15 protein-coding genes are annotated in these 19746 nt (G+C 39.9%); 14 read left to right on the forward strand and 1 reads right to left on the reverse strand.

Annotated elements, in window-relative coordinates; genetic code table 11:
- The first annotated feature begins 59 nt into the window (after window positions 1-59).
- The gene (locus ACT8YW_RS00165; RefSeq protein ID WP_149944621.1) at window positions 60-986 is read left to right on the forward strand and encodes a hydrogen peroxide-inducible genes activator; all 927 of its coding nucleotides are present in this window, start codon (window positions 60-62) and stop codon (window positions 984-986) included.
- Between the two features lie 146 nt (window positions 987-1132).
- Window positions 1133-1813 (forward strand): MIP family channel protein, encoded by a 681-nt coding sequence (locus ACT8YW_RS00170; protein ID WP_004302280.1) that lies wholly within the window; start codon window positions 1133-1135, stop codon window positions 1811-1813.
- Between the two features lie 131 nt (window positions 1814-1944).
- Here ACT8YW_RS00170 and ACT8YW_RS00175 read toward each other — a convergent pair whose 3' ends face one another.
- On the reverse strand, window positions 1945-2667 hold the full coding sequence (locus ACT8YW_RS00175) for a NigD1/NigD2 family lipoprotein (RefSeq protein ID WP_004325420.1): 723 nt from the start codon (window positions 2665-2667) through the stop codon (window positions 1945-1947).
- Between the two features lie 175 nt (window positions 2668-2842).
- On the opposite strand from ACT8YW_RS00175, the gene ACT8YW_RS00180 reads away from it, so the two are divergent.
- The 12 genes from ACT8YW_RS00180 (at window position 2843) to ACT8YW_RS00235 (ending at window position 19357) form a co-directional block, all read left to right on the forward strand.
- The gene (locus tag ACT8YW_RS00180) at window positions 2843-3391 is read left to right on the forward strand and encodes an RNA polymerase sigma factor (protein ID WP_122138357.1); all 549 of its coding nucleotides are present in this window, start codon (window positions 2843-2845) and stop codon (window positions 3389-3391) included.
- Window positions 3392-3397: 6 nt separating this feature from the next.
- Entirely contained in the window at window positions 3398-4702 is a 1305-nt protein-coding gene (locus tag ACT8YW_RS00185) for an outer membrane beta-barrel protein (RefSeq protein WP_444103602.1), read from the forward strand.
- A gap of 212 nt (window positions 4703-4914) precedes the next feature.
- Window positions 4915-5511, forward strand: coding sequence for an RNA polymerase sigma-70 factor (locus tag ACT8YW_RS00190; RefSeq protein WP_444103603.1), 597 nt, complete (start codon window positions 4915-4917; stop codon window positions 5509-5511).
- Window positions 5512-5574: 63 nt separating this feature from the next.
- Window positions 5575-6534 (forward strand): FecR family protein, encoded by a 960-nt coding sequence (locus ACT8YW_RS00195; protein WP_444103604.1) that lies wholly within the window; start codon window positions 5575-5577, stop codon window positions 6532-6534.
- A gap of 76 nt (window positions 6535-6610) precedes the next feature.
- Window positions 6611-8170 (forward strand): ATP-binding protein, encoded by a 1560-nt coding sequence (locus tag ACT8YW_RS00200; protein WP_444103605.1) that lies wholly within the window; start codon window positions 6611-6613, stop codon window positions 8168-8170.
- 170 nt (window positions 8171-8340) lie between these two features.
- Complete coding sequence (locus ACT8YW_RS00205) at window positions 8341-11763, forward strand: SusC/RagA family TonB-linked outer membrane protein (RefSeq protein ID WP_444103606.1); 3423 nt, start codon at window positions 8341-8343, stop codon at window positions 11761-11763.
- Window positions 11764-11781: 18 nt separating this feature from the next.
- Window positions 11782-13323: a SusD/RagB family nutrient-binding outer membrane lipoprotein gene (locus tag ACT8YW_RS00210; RefSeq protein WP_444103607.1), complete on the forward strand. Its 1542-nt coding sequence runs from the start codon at window positions 11782-11784 to the stop codon at window positions 13321-13323.
- A 12-nt stretch (window positions 13324-13335) separates the two neighbouring features.
- On the forward strand, window positions 13336-14241 hold the full coding sequence (locus ACT8YW_RS00215; protein ID WP_081352730.1) for a glycerophosphodiester phosphodiesterase family protein: 906 nt from the start codon (window positions 13336-13338) through the stop codon (window positions 14239-14241).
- 17 nt (window positions 14242-14258) lie between these two features.
- The gene (locus ACT8YW_RS00220; protein ID WP_302827284.1) at window positions 14259-15155 is read left to right on the forward strand and encodes a glycerophosphodiester phosphodiesterase family protein; all 897 of its coding nucleotides are present in this window, start codon (window positions 14259-14261) and stop codon (window positions 15153-15155) included.
- Between the two features lie 88 nt (window positions 15156-15243).
- Window positions 15244-16758 carry a sulfatase gene (locus ACT8YW_RS00225; protein ID WP_444103608.1) on the forward strand — a complete coding sequence of 505 codons (1515 nt, stop codon included), beginning with the start codon at window positions 15244-15246 and terminating at the stop codon, window positions 16756-16758.
- Window positions 16759-16771: 13 nt separating this feature from the next.
- Complete coding sequence (locus ACT8YW_RS00230; protein WP_444103609.1) at window positions 16772-18127, forward strand: MFS transporter; 1356 nt, start codon at window positions 16772-16774, stop codon at window positions 18125-18127.
- Between the two features lie 252 nt (window positions 18128-18379).
- Window positions 18380-19357: a tyrosine-type recombinase/integrase gene (locus tag ACT8YW_RS00235; protein WP_444103610.1), complete on the forward strand. Its 978-nt coding sequence runs from the start codon at window positions 18380-18382 to the stop codon at window positions 19355-19357.
- Window positions 19358-19746: the final 389 nt, after the last annotated feature.

Consider the following 19746-nt stretch of genomic DNA (forward strand, 5'->3'; position numbering starts at 1 on the left):
CAAACTGAAAATTTCTATCTTTGCATAGATGAAATCTATAACTTAATAAGATTTGATAGATGACGATACAACAATTAGAGTATATACTGGCTGTAGACCAGTTCAGGCATTTCGCACGGGCAGCTGAATATTGTCGTGTGACGCAGCCTACTTTGAGTGCAATGATTCAGAAACTGGAAGATGAACTGGGAGTAAAGTTGTTCGATAGGACAGTACAGCCCGTTTGTCCGACAGCCATCGGACAGAAAGTGATAGACCAGGCTCGCGTGATTCTGGCGCAGGCAGCTCAAGTGAAAGAAATAATCAGTGAAGATAAACAGTCATTGTCAGGCGTATTTCGCTTGGGGGTATTGCCTACTATCGCTCCCTATCTGCTTCCTCGCTTTTTTCCTCAACTAATGGAAAAATATCCCGAACTGGATATTCGTGTCACGGAAATGAAGACACAGGATATTCAGCAGGCTTTGCATGCCGGAGATTTGGATGCGGGAATTATTGCCAGTAAACTGGAAGATACGTTCTTGACAGAAGAAACTCTTTTCTATGAGCAATTTTACGCTTATGTGTCACGAAAAGAATCCTCTTTCAAGCATGATATGATCCGCACTTCTGATATAACAGGCGAACATCTTTGGCTTTTGGACGAAGGACACTGCTTTCGCGATCAACTCGTCCGTTTCTGTCAGATGGAGGCTGTGAAGGTTAATCAGATGGCCTATCATTTGGGGAGTATGGAAACCTTTATGCGAATGGTAGAAAGTGGAAAAGGAATCACTTTTATTCCCGAATTGGCAGTGATGCAATTGACGGAAGAACAGCGGCAGTTGGTACGTCCGTTTGCCATTCCCCGACCTACACGGCAAGTGGTACTGGTAACAAATAAAGATTTTATTCGCCACAGTCTCTTATGCGTCCTGAAAGAGGAAATAAAGGCGGCGGTTCCCAAGGAAATGCTTTCTTTACAGTCCATACAATGTTTGTTATAGCACATTAGGGAATCCCTTTTTCCATCGAGAACAATCTCTTTCTGTAAAAAATGTAGCAAAGTTGCGTTATAATAATACGGATATGTTTTGATTTCTAGTCTGAATTGCTTATTTTTGGAAAGTAAACAAAAACAATATTAATTACTATGAAAAAGTACATTGCAGAAATGATTGGAACGATGGTGCTCGTTCTTATGGGATGTGGTAGCGCCGTCTTTGCTGGTGGTTTGGCTGATACAGTAGGTGCTGGTGTGGGAACAATCGGCGTAGCTTTAGCCTTTGGTTTATCCGTAGTAGCGATGGCGTATGCTATCGGAGGTATTTCGGGATGTCACATTAATCCTGCTATTACATTAGGAGTGTTTTTGACTGGTCGTATGAATGGAAAAGATGCAGGTATGTATATGATTTTCCAGGTAATCGGAGCTATTATCGGTTCGGCTATTCTTTTTGCTTTAGTTTCTACCGGTGCTCATGACGGGCCTACAGCGACAGGTTCGAATGGTTTTGGTGATGGAGAAATGTTGCAGGCATTTATTGCGGAAGCAGTATTTACTTTCATATTTGTATTGGTAGTGCTCGGCTCTACCGATCCGAAGAAGGGAGCAGGCAATCTGGCAGGACTTGCCATCGGTTTGACTCTTGTATTGGTACATATTGTATGTATTCCTATCACAGGGACTTCTGTAAACCCGGCACGTAGTATTGCTCCGGCATTATTCCAAGGAGGAGAAGCATTGTCGCAGTTGTGGCTGTTCATCATTGCTCCATTTGTAGGAGCTGCATTGAGTGCAGTTGTTTGGAATTATCTGGGAGATAAGAAATAACTCTTTTAGAAGAAAGAATATAAAGAAGAAAGTAAAAGGGCGGCAGTTTCACAACTACCGCCCTCTTTTGCGTAATTAATATATTATATTAAAAAAGAGTGTGTTTCGCATGTTCACATTAGATTAGTCGTCTAAGGAAATTTCACTTCATAAGTTTTCGGCCCGCCATAAATGGTGTTGACACGAATTCTTAGTCCCTTTTTCCCCTCCATCCGGTCTTTAATCTTATCCAGTTTGAAAGACACATATCCTTCACCCAAACGTTGAGGATCATCTCCTTCACTGTTATGACGGAATTCCAGATTGATATATTCGTCCTCCGCATTGCCTTCGTCAGCAGTGGGAGCAGTCTCTTCTTTGTCATTAATCACCAGATTCAGGAAATGTTTTTTATCTTCACTATGTGTTCCGTAATATTGGAATTCAATCGTCAGATATTTATTATCCTTATTGATCCACATATAAGTCGTGTTGATCTTATCATCTCCGATTTTCTCTTCGTCGTTGTCATCTTCACCCATTGTGACGATGTCTTTGGTTAAGATTGGATTGATACCTTTCACCTGAATATTAAGGTCGTATCCATTTACAGGCTCTTCCAGCTCGTTGAATATCACAAAAGCTCGTTGTCCTTCCACCCAATCTTCATTGTTCCATCCTTGTGAGTTGCTGGGATACATCTTTTTCCCGTCATCCAAAGTGAAATAAAATTCCTTGCTATCCTGGCTAATCATATTGATGGTGCTGATAGCCAGAAGATCGGACGAATTATCATCGTCGTCCAAGCATGACTGGAGAATCGGCATGGTAGTCATAATAGCAAAGATAAAGGCAATGAATTTAAATTTCTTCATATACTTACTAGGTTTTAGATTTTATAATATTTATGTTTTCTGTAGTGAAAATGCAAGAGGATAGAAAATATTGCATTCGGATCTGTTAAAGAAACAAAAGTGATAAAAGAGTTGTTCTCTCTGTGCAGTATTTCTATCTTTGCTGCATTTATAAGATAAACACGTGTATAAGAGAATGGAAGAAATAGAGTTGTCGGAACAATGTAGGCTGGGTAATAACCGGGCCCGCAAGGAACTGTATGAACAGTATGCGGGGCGTATGCTTGGCATCTGTCTACGTTATACCGGCGACCGGGATACAGCCCAGGATCTGCTTCACGACGGTTTTTTAAAGATATTCGATTCGTTCGATAAGTTCACCTGGAGGGGTGAAGGCTCCTTGCGAGCCTGGATGGAACGGGTGATGGTCAACACAGCTTTACAGTATCTTCGGAAAAATGATGTAATTAATCAGTCGACACCTTTGGAAGAGTTGCCCGAAGAATATGAAGAGCCGGATGCTTCCGATGTAGAAGCGATACCACAAAATGTGTTGATGCAGTTTATTGAAGAATTACCCGCCGGCTATCGTACTGTGTTCAATCTTTATACATTTGAAGACAAATCGCATAAAGAAATCGCACAGGTATTAGGTATCAATGAAAAATCTTCGGCTTCGCAACTGTTTCGTGCGAAGAGTGTATTAGCAAAAAGAGTAAAAGAATGGATAACGCATAATGGATAGATAGAGATGGAAGAGAAAGAATTATGGATGAATAAGTTGAAGGAGAAGCTCGCGGATTATTCCGAGCCGGCGCCTGCTTCCGGTTGGGAACAACTGGAGAAAGAACTTATGCCTCCTGTGGAGAAGAAAATATATCCTTATCGAAAATGGATGATGGCTGCTGCAGCTATTATAATATTAGCTGTCGTTTCGTCAGTAAGTCTGTATTTTCTAGGGACACCCGCTGCGGATGAAATACGCCATATACAAACTCCGGCATTGGCTTCTACGCCCGATGCATTGCCGGGTGTGCAACAACCGGATATGCAGGGAACTGCTGTGGAACCTGTCTTACGACCGGTAACTCGCGAAGATCGTTTGGCGAAAGTCGACAGGAATCATACGGAGCAGAAAACAGGTGTAGATCCATTAGGAATCGGTAATGAAAATGGACCTTCAACAGGAAATGGAGAGGACTCTTTGAGTGAGGAAGATAAGAATGTAAAAGGGAAGGGAGAAACTGAAAATGTAAAAGATGAACCGAAGCAGGCAGAAAATACAAATGTCAGTCAGGGACAGTCACAAGATACAGAGCGATTGAATAACAGACCGCGTCGCCCCTCCGGTAAAGACAAACTTCATATTCCGACAGAAAAAAGATCTTCTCAAAAGGGAACATGGTCAATGGGACTTTCGGTAGGAAATTCAGGAGGTGCTTCGACAGAAGTAGGTGCCGGATCTCATGCTTATATGTCCCGTGTGAGTATGCTTTCAGTTTCCAACGGTCTGATGGAGACGATTCCTAATGACCAAACATTGGTTTTCGAAGATGGAGTACCTTACCTGCGTCAGGCCAAACAGGTGGTTGACATTAAACATCATCAGCCTATTTCTTTCGGATTGTCCGTTCGTAAAGGTTTGGCTAAAGGATTCTCTCTTGAGACAGGACTGACTTATACGCTGCTTTCTTCGGATGCAAAACTGGCAGGTGAGGAACAACAGATAGAGCAGAAACTACACTATGTCGGTATTCCGTTGCGTGCCAACTGGAACTTCCTGGATAAGAAACTTGTCACTCTTTATGTTTCCGGTGGAGGTATGGTTGAAAAATGTGTTTATGGAAAGCTAGGTTCTGAAAAAGAAACAGTGAAGCCTTTGCAGTTCTCGGTATCCGGTGGCGTAGGTGCGCAGATCAATGCAACGAAACGTTTGGGTATTTACGTGGAACCGGGTGTTGCTTATTATTTCAATGATGGCTCCGATATACAGACTATACGTAAAGAGAATCCGTTTAACTTCAACATACAAGCAGGTGTTCGTCTGACTTATTAGTACGAACTACTTCACTACATATAGTAACGCCATCCGGTTCGGATACCGTCACTATCCCGATTGGATAGCGTCATTATCCTGACCGGATAGCGTTACTATTTGCTATTTACTATCTTTTTCTTCAGAAAAGTCGGATAATTGAGAAAATATTAATAATATTGTCACCTGTTTATGAACTATGGCTGCATACCTTTGTTGCAAAATTCTAAGATATGGTAGATTCTACAGATGAAAAACATTTATTAATCGACTTAAAAGGCGGTTCCTTTCAGGCATTCGAAAGATTGTATAATATGTATAGTGGCAAACTGTACAATTTCATTATGCGACTCTCTTCCGGCAATCAATATATGGCCGAAGAAGTGGTGCAATCCACTTTCATTCGTATATGGGAAGTGCGTGAAAAAGTAGACCCGGCTTCCTCGTTTATCTCTTTTCTCTGTACCATTGCCAAAAACTTATTGATGAATATGTACCAGCGTCAGACCGTAGAGTATGTTTACAATGAATATCTCATGAAAAGTAGTGTAGACCGTGATTCACAGACAGAAGAGAATATTGATCTGCGCTTTTTGAATGAGTATATCGATTCTCTTGCCGGAGAACTGCCTGCGCAACGGAAGAAAATATTCATTTTGAGCAAAAGACAGAATTACACAAATAAAGAAATAGCCGAAATCATGGGGATTTCCGAAAGTACGGTTGCTACCCAATTATCTTTGGCTGTGAAATTTATGCGTGAACAGTTGATGAAGCATTATGATAAGGTAATTACCCTTTTGTTAGCCTTTTTTGTTAATGAAATGTAATAGTAATACTTGTTTTTGGATGGGAAGTAGGATGAAAGTGTATACTTGTAAATAAGTGAAAAGATGGATAAGACATATTATAAAGAGCTAATTGAAAAATATTTCGAAGAAACGATCACGGATGTCGAGATAAAAGAACTGTCAGACTGGATAAAGAATGACCGTCAGTTGCACGACTGGTGGGAACAAGAGTTTGAGAGATCGGATTCCTCCATGAATCCGGTGTTGCGTGATAAACTTTTTGCCCGGATAAAAGAAGAGACTTTGGGAAAGAAAGTGCGAACCCTCCGTATCATCCCTTGGAAATGGGTTGCTGCAATTTTATTACCTGTCTGTGTCGCTTTCTTCACTTACTATCTTTTAGATTCTTCTCCAACGGCAGAAACACCCTTTATTGTGAAAGCGGGCAAAGGAGATAAAGCAACCATCGAATTGCCGGACGGAACGAATGTCGTTCTCAATTCTGCTTCGCAATTAAGCTATCTGACTAACTTCGGAGAAAATGTGCGTCGTGTGCAACTGAATGGTGAAGCCTATTTCAAAGTAGCTCATGATGAAAAGCGCGCCTTTATTGTACAGGTAGGCGATTTGGAAGTGAAAGTACTCGGTACTTCTTTTAATGTATCTGCCTATGAAGATGCCAAAGACGTGACAGTCGTTCTTTTGGAAGGAAAAGTAGGGGTCTATGCGCAGAAAATGTCGCATATCATGAAGCCCGGCGACAAAATAGAATATAATAAAGCCACTCATAAGATAACAGCCACTCAAGTACACCCGAGTGACTACATTGAATGGACGAAAGGAAATATCTATTTTGAGAAAGAATCTTTGGAAAATATAATGAAAACCCTTTCACGCATCTATGACGTAGAGATTCGTTTCGACTCCAATAAACTACCTAATGAATATTTCACCGGAACCATTCCGGGAGGTGGCATACAGAATGCATTGAATATCCTGATGCTTACTTCACCTTTCTATTATGAAATGGACGGTTCGGTGATTGTTTTGAAAGAGAAATAAGTGGAACTTTCATAGAGTATCTTTGTTTATTCATCGAATAACGTCTATATTTGTGGTACACTAATTTGAAGATGCAATGAATACATTGGAACGTAAATTGCCGATAGGGATACAGACATTTGAAAAGATGCGTGCAGAGGGGTGTTTGTATGTGGATAAAACAGCCATTATATATCAGATAGCAGCTACTAAAGTGCCTTATTTTCTTAGTCGTCCCCGTCGTTTTGGCAAAAGTCTGCTAATTTCCACTTTTGAAGCCTACTTTCAGGGTCGTAAAGACCTTTTTGAAGGCTTGGCAATTGAAAAGTTAGAGACGAAGTGGGAGCAATATCCGGTTCTGCATCTTGATTTGAATGCGAAGAAATATGAGACGGCGGCAGATTTGGTCGCCATGCTAAACCAGTATTTGGAGAAATGGGAAGCCGTATATGGTGATGAGAAGAAAGACCGTAGTCCTGAAGAACGTTTTAGTTATATCATTGAGCAAGCCTACCTGAAAACAGGAAAAGGAGTTGTGGTATTGGTTGATGAGTATGATAAACCTTTGCTGCAAGCCCTTTTAGATGAGAACCTGTTGGATGAATACCGTCGTATTCTGAAAGCCTTTTATGGTGTACTGAAAAGTTCCGACCGCTATCTTCGGTTTATATTCTTGACAGGAGTCACAAAATTTGCCCAAGTAAGTGTGTTCAGTGATTTGAATCAGCTGAATGATATAAGTATGAAAATTCCATACGCCAATATTTGTGGTATTACTAAAAAGGAGTTAGTATCCACATTTACTCCCGAGTTGGAGCGGTTGGCAGAAGTGCAGGAGATGTCTTTTGAAGATACTGTCGATAAAATGACGGCGATGTACGATGGCTATCACTTTACATATAGCGAAGATGGATTGTTTAACCCCTTCAGTGTCCTCAATGTCTTTGATGGATTAATGTTTGATAATTACTGGTTCCAGACCGGTACTCCTACCTATCTTGTAGACCTGCTGAAACAAAGTGATTATGATTTACGTTTGCTGATAGATGGCTTGGAAGTAGGAAGTTCCGGATTTGCCGAATACCGTGCAGAGACAAAGAATCCCCTTCCGATGATCTACCAAAGTGGTTATCTGACAATTAAAAACTTTGATAAATCATTGAACCTATATACGCTAGGTTTTCCGAATGATGAGGTAAAATATGGCTTTCTTAAATTCCTGATCCCCTATTATACACCCATCTCTTCTGATGAAACGGATTTTAATGCAGTTAAGTTTGTCCGTGAACTTCAGTCGGGCGACGTTCATTCCTTTATGGAACGTATGAAATCATTCTTTGCCGACATTCCCTACGAATTGAACACAAAGACCGAACGGCATTATCAGGTTATCTTTTATCTCGTCTTTAAGTTGATGGGACAATATGTAGATGCAGAAGTCCGTAGCGCAAAAGGTCGTGCCGATGCCGTGGTGAAAACGAAAGACCGTATTTATGTTTTTGAGTTTAAACTGGAAGGAACTGTTGACGAAGCTCTGAAACAAATAGATGAAAAAGGATATTTGTTACCTTACCGGACAGACGGACGTGGGCTAGTAAAAGTGGGAGTTTCCTTTAATGCTGAAGAACGTAATATTGGTGAGTACAAAGTAATATAATCGTTTATTGAGTAAAATATAGAATAGAGCCATTCCGGAGCCCGCTTCTTTGGAATGGCTTTTTTATTCTCTAATTTAAATAAGTTAACGAGAGTTAAAGTCTGATAGGCGATTGGACGAGCGAATATAGCAGTCTGTATATCTATCAAACAACTTAAAAGTTTTGATATATGAAAAACAGAAAAACCTTTGAAAAACTCCCTGAAACGTTGAAAGGGAGAAGTAAGAACCGGAGAACATTACGGGCTATCTGGTTAGTATTGTTTTTAAGTATTTCTTTTACCACCTATTCTCAAGTTACGGTAAACGTGAAGGATCTTTCTTTAAGAGCATCCTTAAAGAAGATTGAGCAGGTAAGTAGTTACAAATTTTTCTACAATGAGAATCTTCCTGAATTAAATCAGAAAGTTTCGTTGGATGTGCAGAATGCAACTATTGAACAGCTCATGAACAAAATTCTGGCAGGAATGGACCTGACTTACAAGAAAGAACAAGAAAATGTAATTGTTTTGATTCGTAAACTTCAGAAGAATCAAACTACTAGAAAAGTAATGGGAACGATAGTCGATGAAAAAGGCGAACCTATTATTGGGGCTAGCGTCTTGGTGAAAGGCACTACTATGGGGACAATAACAGATTTCGATGGAAAGTACAAACTTGACAATGTACCAGAGAATGCGATGATATCTATTTCATATATTGGTTATCAACCGGTAGAGTTTAGTGCTTCAAACAGTAAAGATTTAGCTCAAATTACTCTGAAAGAGGACAGTAAGGTGTTGGATGAAGTAGTTGTTACAGCACTCGGTATTTCCCGTAAAGAGAAAAACTTATCATATGCCACACAAGCAGTTGCCGGAAAAGAATTGGAGCAGGTACGTGACTTGAATGTTGTCAATTCTCTTTCCGGTAAAGTAGCAGGTTTGGATATTAGTAAAGTATCTTCCGGTTTAGGAGGTTCTTCTAAGATTTCATTACGTGGAAATCGTTCTATTAGTGGTAACAATCAGGCATTGATTGTTGTCGACGGTGTACCTATTGATAATACATCTTCCACCACTCGTTCGCAGGGTTCGGATGGCAAGGCACTAACGGGAGGATTTGATTCAGGAGACGGTATCTCTTCTATCAATCCTGCTGATATCGAATCGATTAATGTCTTGAAAGGAGCATCGGCGGCAGCTTTGTACGGTTCACGTGCTAGTAATGGCGTAATTATTATAACTACCAAAAAAGGAACTGCGGGACAAGGATTAGGTGTCACCTATTCATCTTCTTTCTCAATAGATTCTCCCAATATAATGTTAGACCTGCAAGATGAATATGCACAAGGTTCGGGAGGACAATATAATAAAAACACTTTATATAATTTTGGTCCTAAGATGGAAGGTCAGATGGTAGAGCATTGGTCTAACAATCCTAATTATGCCGGAGATAAGGAATACGCTTTAACTCCCCAACCCAACAATGTAAAAGATTTCTTTAATACAGGTATCAATTGGTCTAATTCAGTTGGGGTATCCACCGGGACGGAAGAGACACAAGCCCGTTTTTCTCTGAACCATGATTATGCAACGGGAATTGTACCTCAAAACCGTTTGAATCGTGCTTCCGCTTCTTTACGTTTGAATTCGAAACTAAGTAAGAGTATAGAAGTCGATGCAAAAATCAACTATATGAACCAAAAGGTAAAAGGTAAACCTTGGACGGGAGAGAATATTTTCAACCCTGTGCGTCAGATTTATACCATGCCGAGAAATATCGTGTTGGATGATGCTAAAACATACGAATATGTAAGTACAGGAGGCACGATAAAGACATTGCAACATCATTGGCTGCCGGGTGGCGCAGACCTTTCTCAGAATCCATATTGGGTTGTTAATCGCAATGTACGGTCAGACGAGCGTAATAAAATATTGGCAATGGGTTCTGTAAAATGGACTATACTCGAAGGATTGAGCTTAATGCTACGTTCCAGTGTAGATTATTATCACGATTCTGGTGAATTCAAATTATATAATGATACCTATCAGAGAGCACCGAACGGCGATTATATATTAGATTCCTATGACTCTTTTGAATGGAACAATGACTTCTTGTTGACTTATGCCAAAACCTTGAGTGAGGATTGGACTTTTGACGTAAACTTTGGTGGAAGCACCTTCTATCAAAATCGAAAAGGAAGCAGCTATTCAAACACAGAGTTACTGGCGGAAAACTTATTCTCACAATCCAACGCAAAGAATTTGGTGGGAGACAATTCTTTATTCCGTCGTAAACTGAACTCATTTTATGGTTTTGCACAAGTAACTTATAAAGGATTCCTTACCTTGGATGTGACAGGTCGTAATGACTGGTCGTCCACTCTGCCAAAGTCGAGTTTCTCTTATTTCTATCCATCGGTAGGATTGTCGGCTGTATTGAGTGATATAATCAAGATGCCCGAATGGTTCAACTTTGCTAAAGTGAGAGCATCTTATGCACAAGTGGGTAATGATACAGACCCTTTTATTATCAATCAGACCTATTCGTATATTGCAGGAGGAAATAATGGATATGTATACAAGTCAAGTAAATTGCCTGCTGTAGACTTGAAACCGGAAAAAACCGGTTCGTTTGAAATGGGTGTTGATGTTCGCTTCTTTGGTGACCGTTTGGGACTGGACTTTTCTTATTATAACTCAAACACTACTAACCAGTTGATTTCTATACCCATGCCTTTGGCTTCCGGTTATCAGAACCGTTTTATAAATGCAGGCAAGGTACAAAATAAAGGCGTTGAAATCAAACTATATGGTACCCCGATAGAAACAAAAGCTTTCTCTTGGATTACTCAATTCAACTTCAGCAAGAATACTAATACAATAAAAGAATTGACAGAAGACGTAAAGACAATAACTTTAGGCTCTGAAGATTTCATAGCGAATGTTGTTGCTGAAGAAGGAGGATCCTTTGGTGATATTTACGTACGTGGATTTCAGCGTAATGATGCCGGTGAGATACTGGTGGGAACAAACGGATTGCCAAAATTGACCTCTAAGAAAACAGTGAAAGTAGGCAATGCAAATCCTGACTGGACAGGTGGCTGGTCAAATACATTCAGATATAAGAACTTATCATTGAATGTCTTGATAGATACTAAACAGGGAGGTAAAATTGTATCTTTCACAGACGCAGTTTTGAGTGGGTATGGTTCTACTGCACGTACTTTAGCCGGACGTGAGGGTGGTATTGTATTTCCTGGAGTATTGGATAGTGGAGAGAGGAATACGAAAGAAATCAACGCAGAAACATTGTGGACCACTTTAGGAGGTCGTAACAATCCGGTGGGTGAAGTATTTGTATATGATGCATCTTTCATTCGTCTGAAAGAAATCTCACTTTCCTATTCTTTCCCTAAATCAGTATTAGGTAAATTGCCTTTCACCGGATTATCCTTAGGAATCTATGGGAAGAATCTTTGTTACCTACAAAGTAAGGCCGGAATCTTTGATCCGGAAATGACGGTAGGTACAGGAAATAATCAGGCGTTGGAAGCTTTTGCTTTGCCTTCCACCCGCTCATTTGGTATTAATCTGAACGTATCTTTTTAATGAATAAACTTTAGAATTATGAAGAAAATAAACTATCTATATTTATTGTTGCTGACCGTGGTAACTTTATGGGGATGCTCCGATTTCGAAGATTTGAATAAAGATGATACGAAACTTCCGGAGCTTGGGATGTCGCACGTTGGTGCAGCTTTTGCATATTCACAATATTGGGGAATGTATGCCGACCGTTATGAGTTTGAACTAGTAAGTTCGGTTATGTCCAACTTGTACGTTCAGTATTTCACGAATGTAACCCCGTCTTTCCAGTCGGATAGATTTGCCGCTCCCGATAAATTCTCAAGAAGAGCATGGGCTACATACTATCTGAAAGCGCTTCCGCAATTGGAAACCGTACTTGAAATGACCGAAAACACATTACCTGTGGCACATGCGGTTGCTTTAGTTTGGAAAGTGCAAATATCTCATCGCGTAGCCGATTTATATGGGCCAATGCCTTATTCTGATGCAAATAATGCCCAGGTAAGCGTGAAATATGATTCACAGGAGGAAGTTTATAAACAGATGTTTGTGGATTTGAATACGGCTATTACGGTATTGGCTCAAAACAGAACAGCGAATGCATTTGGTACAGACGACCAAATATATAGTGGAAGTGTAGAAAAATGGTATCGGTTCGCTAACTCTTTGAAATTACGTTTAGCTATGAGAATTTCGGATATAAGCTTTGCCGATGCTAAAAAATATGCAGAAGAAGCGGTAGAGGCCGGACTGATGGAAAATGCCGATGATGATGCTTTCCTTATAGCTACTTCCTCATCAACCACTCCTTATGGTTGGCTTTCTGCTTGGGGAGAAACTTACATGAGTGAGGCAATGCAAAGTATATTGGTCGGTTACGATGACCCGCGTTTGCCCGTATTCTTCAATAAGCCTGTTGACGAGACATATAATAGCAATTATAGAGGTGCACGCAATGGTATGAATTCTATTGAAATGGGACTTGCAGAACATGCAAAAAATACATTATCCTTGTTGGGTTCGCGTTTTTCTGACTCCGATTCTAAAAATACGGAGCCGCTAATGGTTATGAATGCGGCTGAAAGTTATTTCTTGAGAGCGGAAGGAGTGATTAAAGGATGGAATATGGGTGGAACTGTTGAAGCATTATATAAGAAAGGCATTGAATGTGCTATGAAAACATGGGGAATCCCGGATGAGGCTATTACGGCTTACATAACTTCCGATAAATTGCCGATGGCTCCGGGGGGCTATTTTAATACTCCGGCAATGAATCAGTTCCCCGTTAAATTATCTGCCGACGAGTCCGAACAGTTGGAACAGATTGCGTTACAAAAATGGTTGGCTCTGTTCCCTTACAATTCGTTAGAGATGTATGCTGATATACGCCGTACCGGTCGTCCGCATCTTTACGACCGCATACATACAGATGATGAAACAATAGGAGTGAATCAACTTCCGGCTCGTTATTTATATCCGGAGGACGAAATCACTAAAAATAAATCAGAATATCAGAATGGATTGAAATTACTTGGTGGTGAAGATAAGATAACTACACGTGTTTGGTGGGATATAAAATAAGAAATAAACATTATGAATACTAAATATTTTACAATTATAGCATTTATGCTTTTTGTGAGTGGAGTTTTCTCCACTCATGCTCAAAATCGGTTGGATTTTCTTTTGAATACTTTGAAAGATGGCGGTAAATCTGACTATGTGATGATTTTTGCTCATCGTGGTGATTGGCGGAATGCTCCGGAGAATTCACTTCAAGCGTATAAGAGCTGTATTGATGCCGGATTTGACGGCATTGAAATTGATGTGCAAATGACAAAAGACAGCGTCATAGTCATGATGCATGACCAGACGATAGACCGTACAACAACGGGAACCGGTAAAGTGTCTGATTATACTTGGACGGAATTGAAAGATTTAAAACTAAAAAGTCCTATCGGGGTGATTACTCGCCAAAGAATACCTACTTTTGAAGAAGTGTTGGAATTAGCTAAAGGTAAAATTTTAATTCAAGTAGACAAATGGCAGCCCATCAAAGAAAAAGTGATAGAGGTTGCGAAAAAACAGGGATGCCTGGAACAAATAATTTTGCGTGGAACGACAGATAGCAAGCATGTAGCCCAGACTTATGGTAAACTGTTGGACGGAGTAAATTATATTCCAGTATTAGTTTGCAAGGGAGAAGGTGATGATGAGAAACTGGATGATTTTATGGATAATATTGAGACATCTGTTATTAGTCTTTCTTTCACAAGAGATGATTTTCCTGTGATAGACCGGGCTAAAGAAATAAAAGATAGAGGATTCCGCATTTGGTACAATTCATTGTGGGCGGACTTTAATGGTGGACATGATGATGAAATGGCGATGGACGATCCGGAGAACAGTTATGGCTGGTTACTGAAAAAAGGAGCCAATATAATATTCAGTGACCATCCGTTCCTGTTGGATGCATACCTGAAGAAAATAGGAAGAAGATAAACTAACACATAAACGAGATGAAAAAACTTATATTAATCGTAGTTGCTGTATTGGCAGCAGTTCAACTCTATTCGCAGGATAGAGTAAGTTTGATACGCGAGAAGCTGCTGAATCGTGACCAAAGCACAGTTATAGTTGCCTCTCATCGTGGAGATTGGCGTAATTTTCCGGAGAATTCATTGGAGGCGATAGATAATGCTATAAAAATGGGCGTGGATATTGTCGAATTGGATGTGCAGCGTACTAAAGACGGACAGTTGATACTAATGCATGACCCCACATTAGACCGTACATCTACGGGAAAAGGGAAAATAGCCGAAGTTACATTGGATTCTATACGCAAACTGAAACTGAAGAACGGTTGTGCAATTCGTACCATTCATAATGTACCGACACTTGAAGAAGCTCTACTGCATGCTAAGGGTAAAATCATGTTGAATTTAGATAAAGCCGACCGCTACTTTGAGCAGGTATATGCATTGATGAAAAAGACGGGAACGACTAAACAAATCATTATGAAAGGAAACAAATCTGCCGAAGAAGTAAAAAAGCAGTTTGGTGATTATTTGAATGATGTTATCTATATGCCTATTGTCAATTTGGATACTCATGGTGCGGAACAGCAGATTGAAACTTTTATTAAAGATATGCAACCAGTCGCTTTTGAATTGCTTTTTGTCAAAGATTCAAATCCGCTTCCAGTCAAATTGAAATCGTCTCTTGACGGCCGGGCATTAATTTGGTACAACACCCTTTGGGATACAATGGCTGGCGGGCATGATGATGATATGTCCTTAAAGAATCCAGATGACGGCTATGGATATCTTATCGATACACTTGGGGCAAGAATCATACAAACCGACCGCCCTCAATATCTGCTTGACTATTTGCGAAGCAGGAAACTACACGACTAATAGTAAATTTGCATTTATTTTTATATAGGCTTATTCCGGGCTTTATAGTTCGGAAAAGCCTGTTTTATACTTAAAAAAATAACGATACATGAAAGAAAATTTGATATTGTCAGGAGCAGTTTTGATTTCAACAGTGCTGGTATCCTGCCAATCACAGCATAAGGAGAAAGTTCGTCCGAATGTTATTTTCATCTTAGCGGACGACTTGGGGTGGACGGATTTGTCATGTTATGGCAGTCGTTTTTATGAGACACCCAATTTAGACCAACTGGCTAAAGAAGGTGTCCGTTTTACGAACGCTTATGCTGCTTGTCCGGTAAGCTCGCCTACACGTGCATCTTTTCAAACGGGAAAATATCCGGCACGTTTGCATTTGACTGATTATATTCCCGGTGGCTATTCCATTCCTTCAAGAAAAAAACAGATTGAAGAATATTGTCCGGTACTCCCGATCGATTTTGTGCAAAATATGCCTTTGGAAGAATTGACTATTGGTGAAGCATTGAAGCAAGAAGGCTATCAGACAGCTCATATTGGTAAATGGAACTGTTCGATAGACTCATTGACCTATCCCCAATATCAGGGATATGATATAAATATAGCCGGTTGTAATAAAGGTGGTCCGGGTAAAGGAGGATATTTTTCACCCTATCATAACCCTTATTTGAAAGATGGGCCGGAGGGAGAATATCTGACGGACCGGTTGGGTGATGAATGTATCCGTATCATACGTCAATTCAAAGATGCTCCTTTCTTTATCAATCTGCCTTTTTATCAGGTGCACACTCCATTGTTGGCGAAACCGGATAAAGTGAAATATTTTGAAGAAAAGGCTTTACGGATGAACTTGGACACTTGCCGTACTTTTGATGAGAATCCGGCATGGAAGTCTATGCAACCTTATCAAGATGCTTCTCATCATGAAAGGCTTGTACATAGCAACGCCGTATATGCTGCTATGCTCGCCAGTATGGACGAGAATATTGGGCGAATAATAAATGAGTTGAAGCGCTTGAAACTTTATGATAATACTATTTTGATTTTTACTTCGGACAATGGAGGTCTTGCTACTTCTGAAGGCTCGCCAACTTCCAACCGTCCATTGCGGGGTGGAAAAGGATTTACTTATGAAGGTGGTATTCGTGAACCTCTGATAATACGTATGCTGGGAGTTACGATTCCTGCTACTATTTGCGATGAAGTAATAACTTCTACCGATTATTATCCTACAATTTTAGAAATGACAAATAGCAAAATGCAGCCACAACAACATTTGGATGGTATATCTTTCCTAGCTTTGTTGCAGGATAAAAAAGAACATTTGGATAGGGATGCTGTCTATTGGCATTTTCCTCATTATTCCAATCAGGGTGGCAGACCTTCGGGGGCCATTCGTTGGAATAATTATAAATTGATTGAATTTTATGATACTGGTACAGTTGAGTTGTATGATTTGTCTAAAGACATATCCGAACGCAATAACCTTGCAGAACAGAATAAAGTGTTAACTGACGAACTTTTAAATAAACTGCATCATTGGCGTATTGAAGTTAATGCAACAATGCCGACTAAGAATCCTTTGTGCACGACTTGTAAACAATAATAGAATAGTATTTATGATAAAGAAGCTGCTGAATTTCTACAAAATTTCTTCTCCGCTAGCTAGTGGAGAGGTTGATTCCGAACGTTCTTCCCGCTTTAAGCGCATCCGTTGGGCTACATTTTTGTCGGCTACTACCGGATATGGCATTTACTATGTTTGTCGCCTTAGCATGAACGTAGTGCGCAAGCCGATTGTAGAGGAAGGAGTCTTTTCCGAGACTCAATTAGGAATCATCGGTTCTTGTCTGTTTTTTGTGTATGCAGTGGGTAAGTTGACGAATGGTTTTCTTGCCGACCGTAGCAGTGTACGGCGTTTTATGTCTACCGGGTTATTGTGTTCCGCTTTGATAAATTTATGTTTAGGTTTCACTAGCTCCTTTTATGCTTTTGTCTTACTTTGGGGATTGAATGGTTGGTTTCAGTCAATGGGAGCGGCATCCGGAGTGGTTTCGCTCACTCGGTGGTACAGTAGTAAAGAACGGGGAACTTTTTACGGCTTTTGGTCTGCTAGTCATAATTTGGGTGAAGCATTAACCTTTATTTCCATAGCCTTATTAGTCAGTTGGATGGGATGGAGGTATGGGATGATTGGAGCTGGCATTATTGGGATATTAGGTTTCTTTATGATGCTTGTCTTTATGCGTGATACGCCACAGAGTCAGGGATTCTTGTTGAACAAAAATTCTTCATCTGTGGATTCCCATTCTTTGTCTGGTAAACAAACGGAAGATTTCAACAAAGCACAAAAGGCTGTCTTGAAGAATCCTGCAATTTGGATTTTGGCTCTGTCCAGTGCATTTATGTATATTAGCCGCTATGCGGTAAATAGTTGGGGTGTTTTCTATCTGGAAGCTCAAAAGGGATATTCTACGCTGGATGCCAGTTTTATAATATCAATCAGTTCTATCTGTGGGATCATTGGAACGGTATTTTCCGGTATCATTTCCGATAAAATGTTTTCCGGCAGTCGTAATATTCCAGCTTTAGTATTTGGGTTGATGAATGTAATAGCACTTTGTTTGTTTCTCTTGGTTCCGGGCGTACATTTTTGGATAGACGTGTTGGCAATGGTACTTTTCGGTTTAGGTATCGGAGTTTTGATCTGTTTTCTGGGTGGTTTGATGGCAGTGGATATTGCTCCTCGCAATGCGTCGGGTGCTGCTTTGGGGGTGGTTGGTATCGCCAGTTATATCGGAGCCGGATTGCAGGATGTGATGAGCGGTGTACTAATAGAAGGGCAAAAGACTGTTCAAAATGGCGTTGATGTTTATGATTTTACCTATATCAATTGGTTTTGGATTGGTGCGGCATTGTTGTCTGTTCTCTTTGCTTTGTTGGTTTGGAATGCAAAATCAAAAGAAAATGAGTAATTAAGGTAGAATTACGATATTTTTCAGTAGGTGTTCAGCCATTTTGGAGAGATAGATTTCGATTCTTCCAAAATGGCTTTTTTTAGATAGCATTCCTTGGGTTCTTTTTTAGATTCAAATACATCTTAAAAAACGCCAATTTAGGCAATGTTTCATATCCGATTTAGCCTTTTTTTCTGTTTCTTTTTTCTCTTTGTAGCGGGAGTCCTATTTCTGCCAACAAAGAAGATTATAAACTCTAAATATTGAATTATGAAAACAGAAAGTTTTACTCATTACATGAGTCGGATTATTGAAGGGCTGAAGAGTGAAGAACGTTATGGCACAGCTTATATTTATGGATATGCTTTGAAAGCTTTTCATAAATACAGAGGGAAGGATAATATACCCTTTAGTATATTTGACAAGGCTGAAATGAAGCGTTTCGAGCGATACTTGCTTGATAATAAACGGAGTTGGAATACTATTTCTACTTATTTCCGTGCTTTGCGTGCCGTTTACAACCGAGCTGTGGATGAAGAGATTATAGAAGGTGAATTTCGCCTGTTCCATAATGTGTTTACCGGAGTGACGTCCGAGAAGAAACTGGCGTTAGAAGCCGGAGAGATGCGTGAATTGATTGATATGGAGATAAAAACAGCAGATAAAAAGAAGCTGAATAACTTCGGGGGATTACAGCAGGCACGTGATCTGTTGACGTTAATGTTATTGCTGCAGGGTATCGGGTTTGCAGATTTGATTCATCTGAAAACCAAAGAGCTGAATAAAAATCAAAGAGGGCAATATTTCCTGCATTTTCGTCGCCAAAAGACGGGTACAGAATTGACTATCCAAGTCTCATCGGAAGCGATGGCGATCATTCAGCGTTATCGTAGTAAGGATTTATCTTCTCTTTATTTACTAGACTTGCTCGACTGGAGAAGCAGAGGAGAAGAAGCATATCACGAATATCGTCGGCAACTTCGTCATTTCAACTATAATCTTTCCCGTTTGGCGATGTTTTGCAATATTGGGGCAAACGTCAGTTCTTATACAGCCCGTCATACGTGGGCGACATTGGCGAAATATTGTGAAATACCAGAAGAAGTTATTTCTGAAGGTTTGGGACATTCTTCTCTCGAAGTGACACGTACTTATTTGAAACGTTTTGAGAACGAAAAACTTAATAAAGCCAACAAGATAATATTTGATTACGTATTCAAAGGAAATCAAAGGCTTTGGAATAGTTGACACAATAGCACTATGTAATTAAATAAAGATGTTACTTGCTAAGTAACGGAAATGAATTAGGATTCGACAAATATATGAAATATATTGAGAAATTTATCTTCTTTTTATTGATTTCTTATCTACAAACAAAAAAGACCATAAGCATACTGCCAGAAAAACTACTTATTGCATATTGAATATAGATTGAGTTGCGAAAAACACAAAATTCTCCTCTATCCGCTTTCCTTCACTTTGGTGCAGATAAACTCTTCTTGTGTATATTCCTTGATGAGGATTACAACAAATGACATGATTACCGGTGTACAGCGCCCTGTTCTAGTCGTAAGATTCATTTCCGTTACTTAGCAAGTAATTAAACGGTTTGTATGGGTAATAACTTATTTAATAAC

The organism is Bacteroides sp., from assembly GCF_052357945.1.
Classification (GTDB): Bacteria; Bacteroidota; Bacteroidia; order Bacteroidales; family Bacteroidaceae; genus Bacteroides.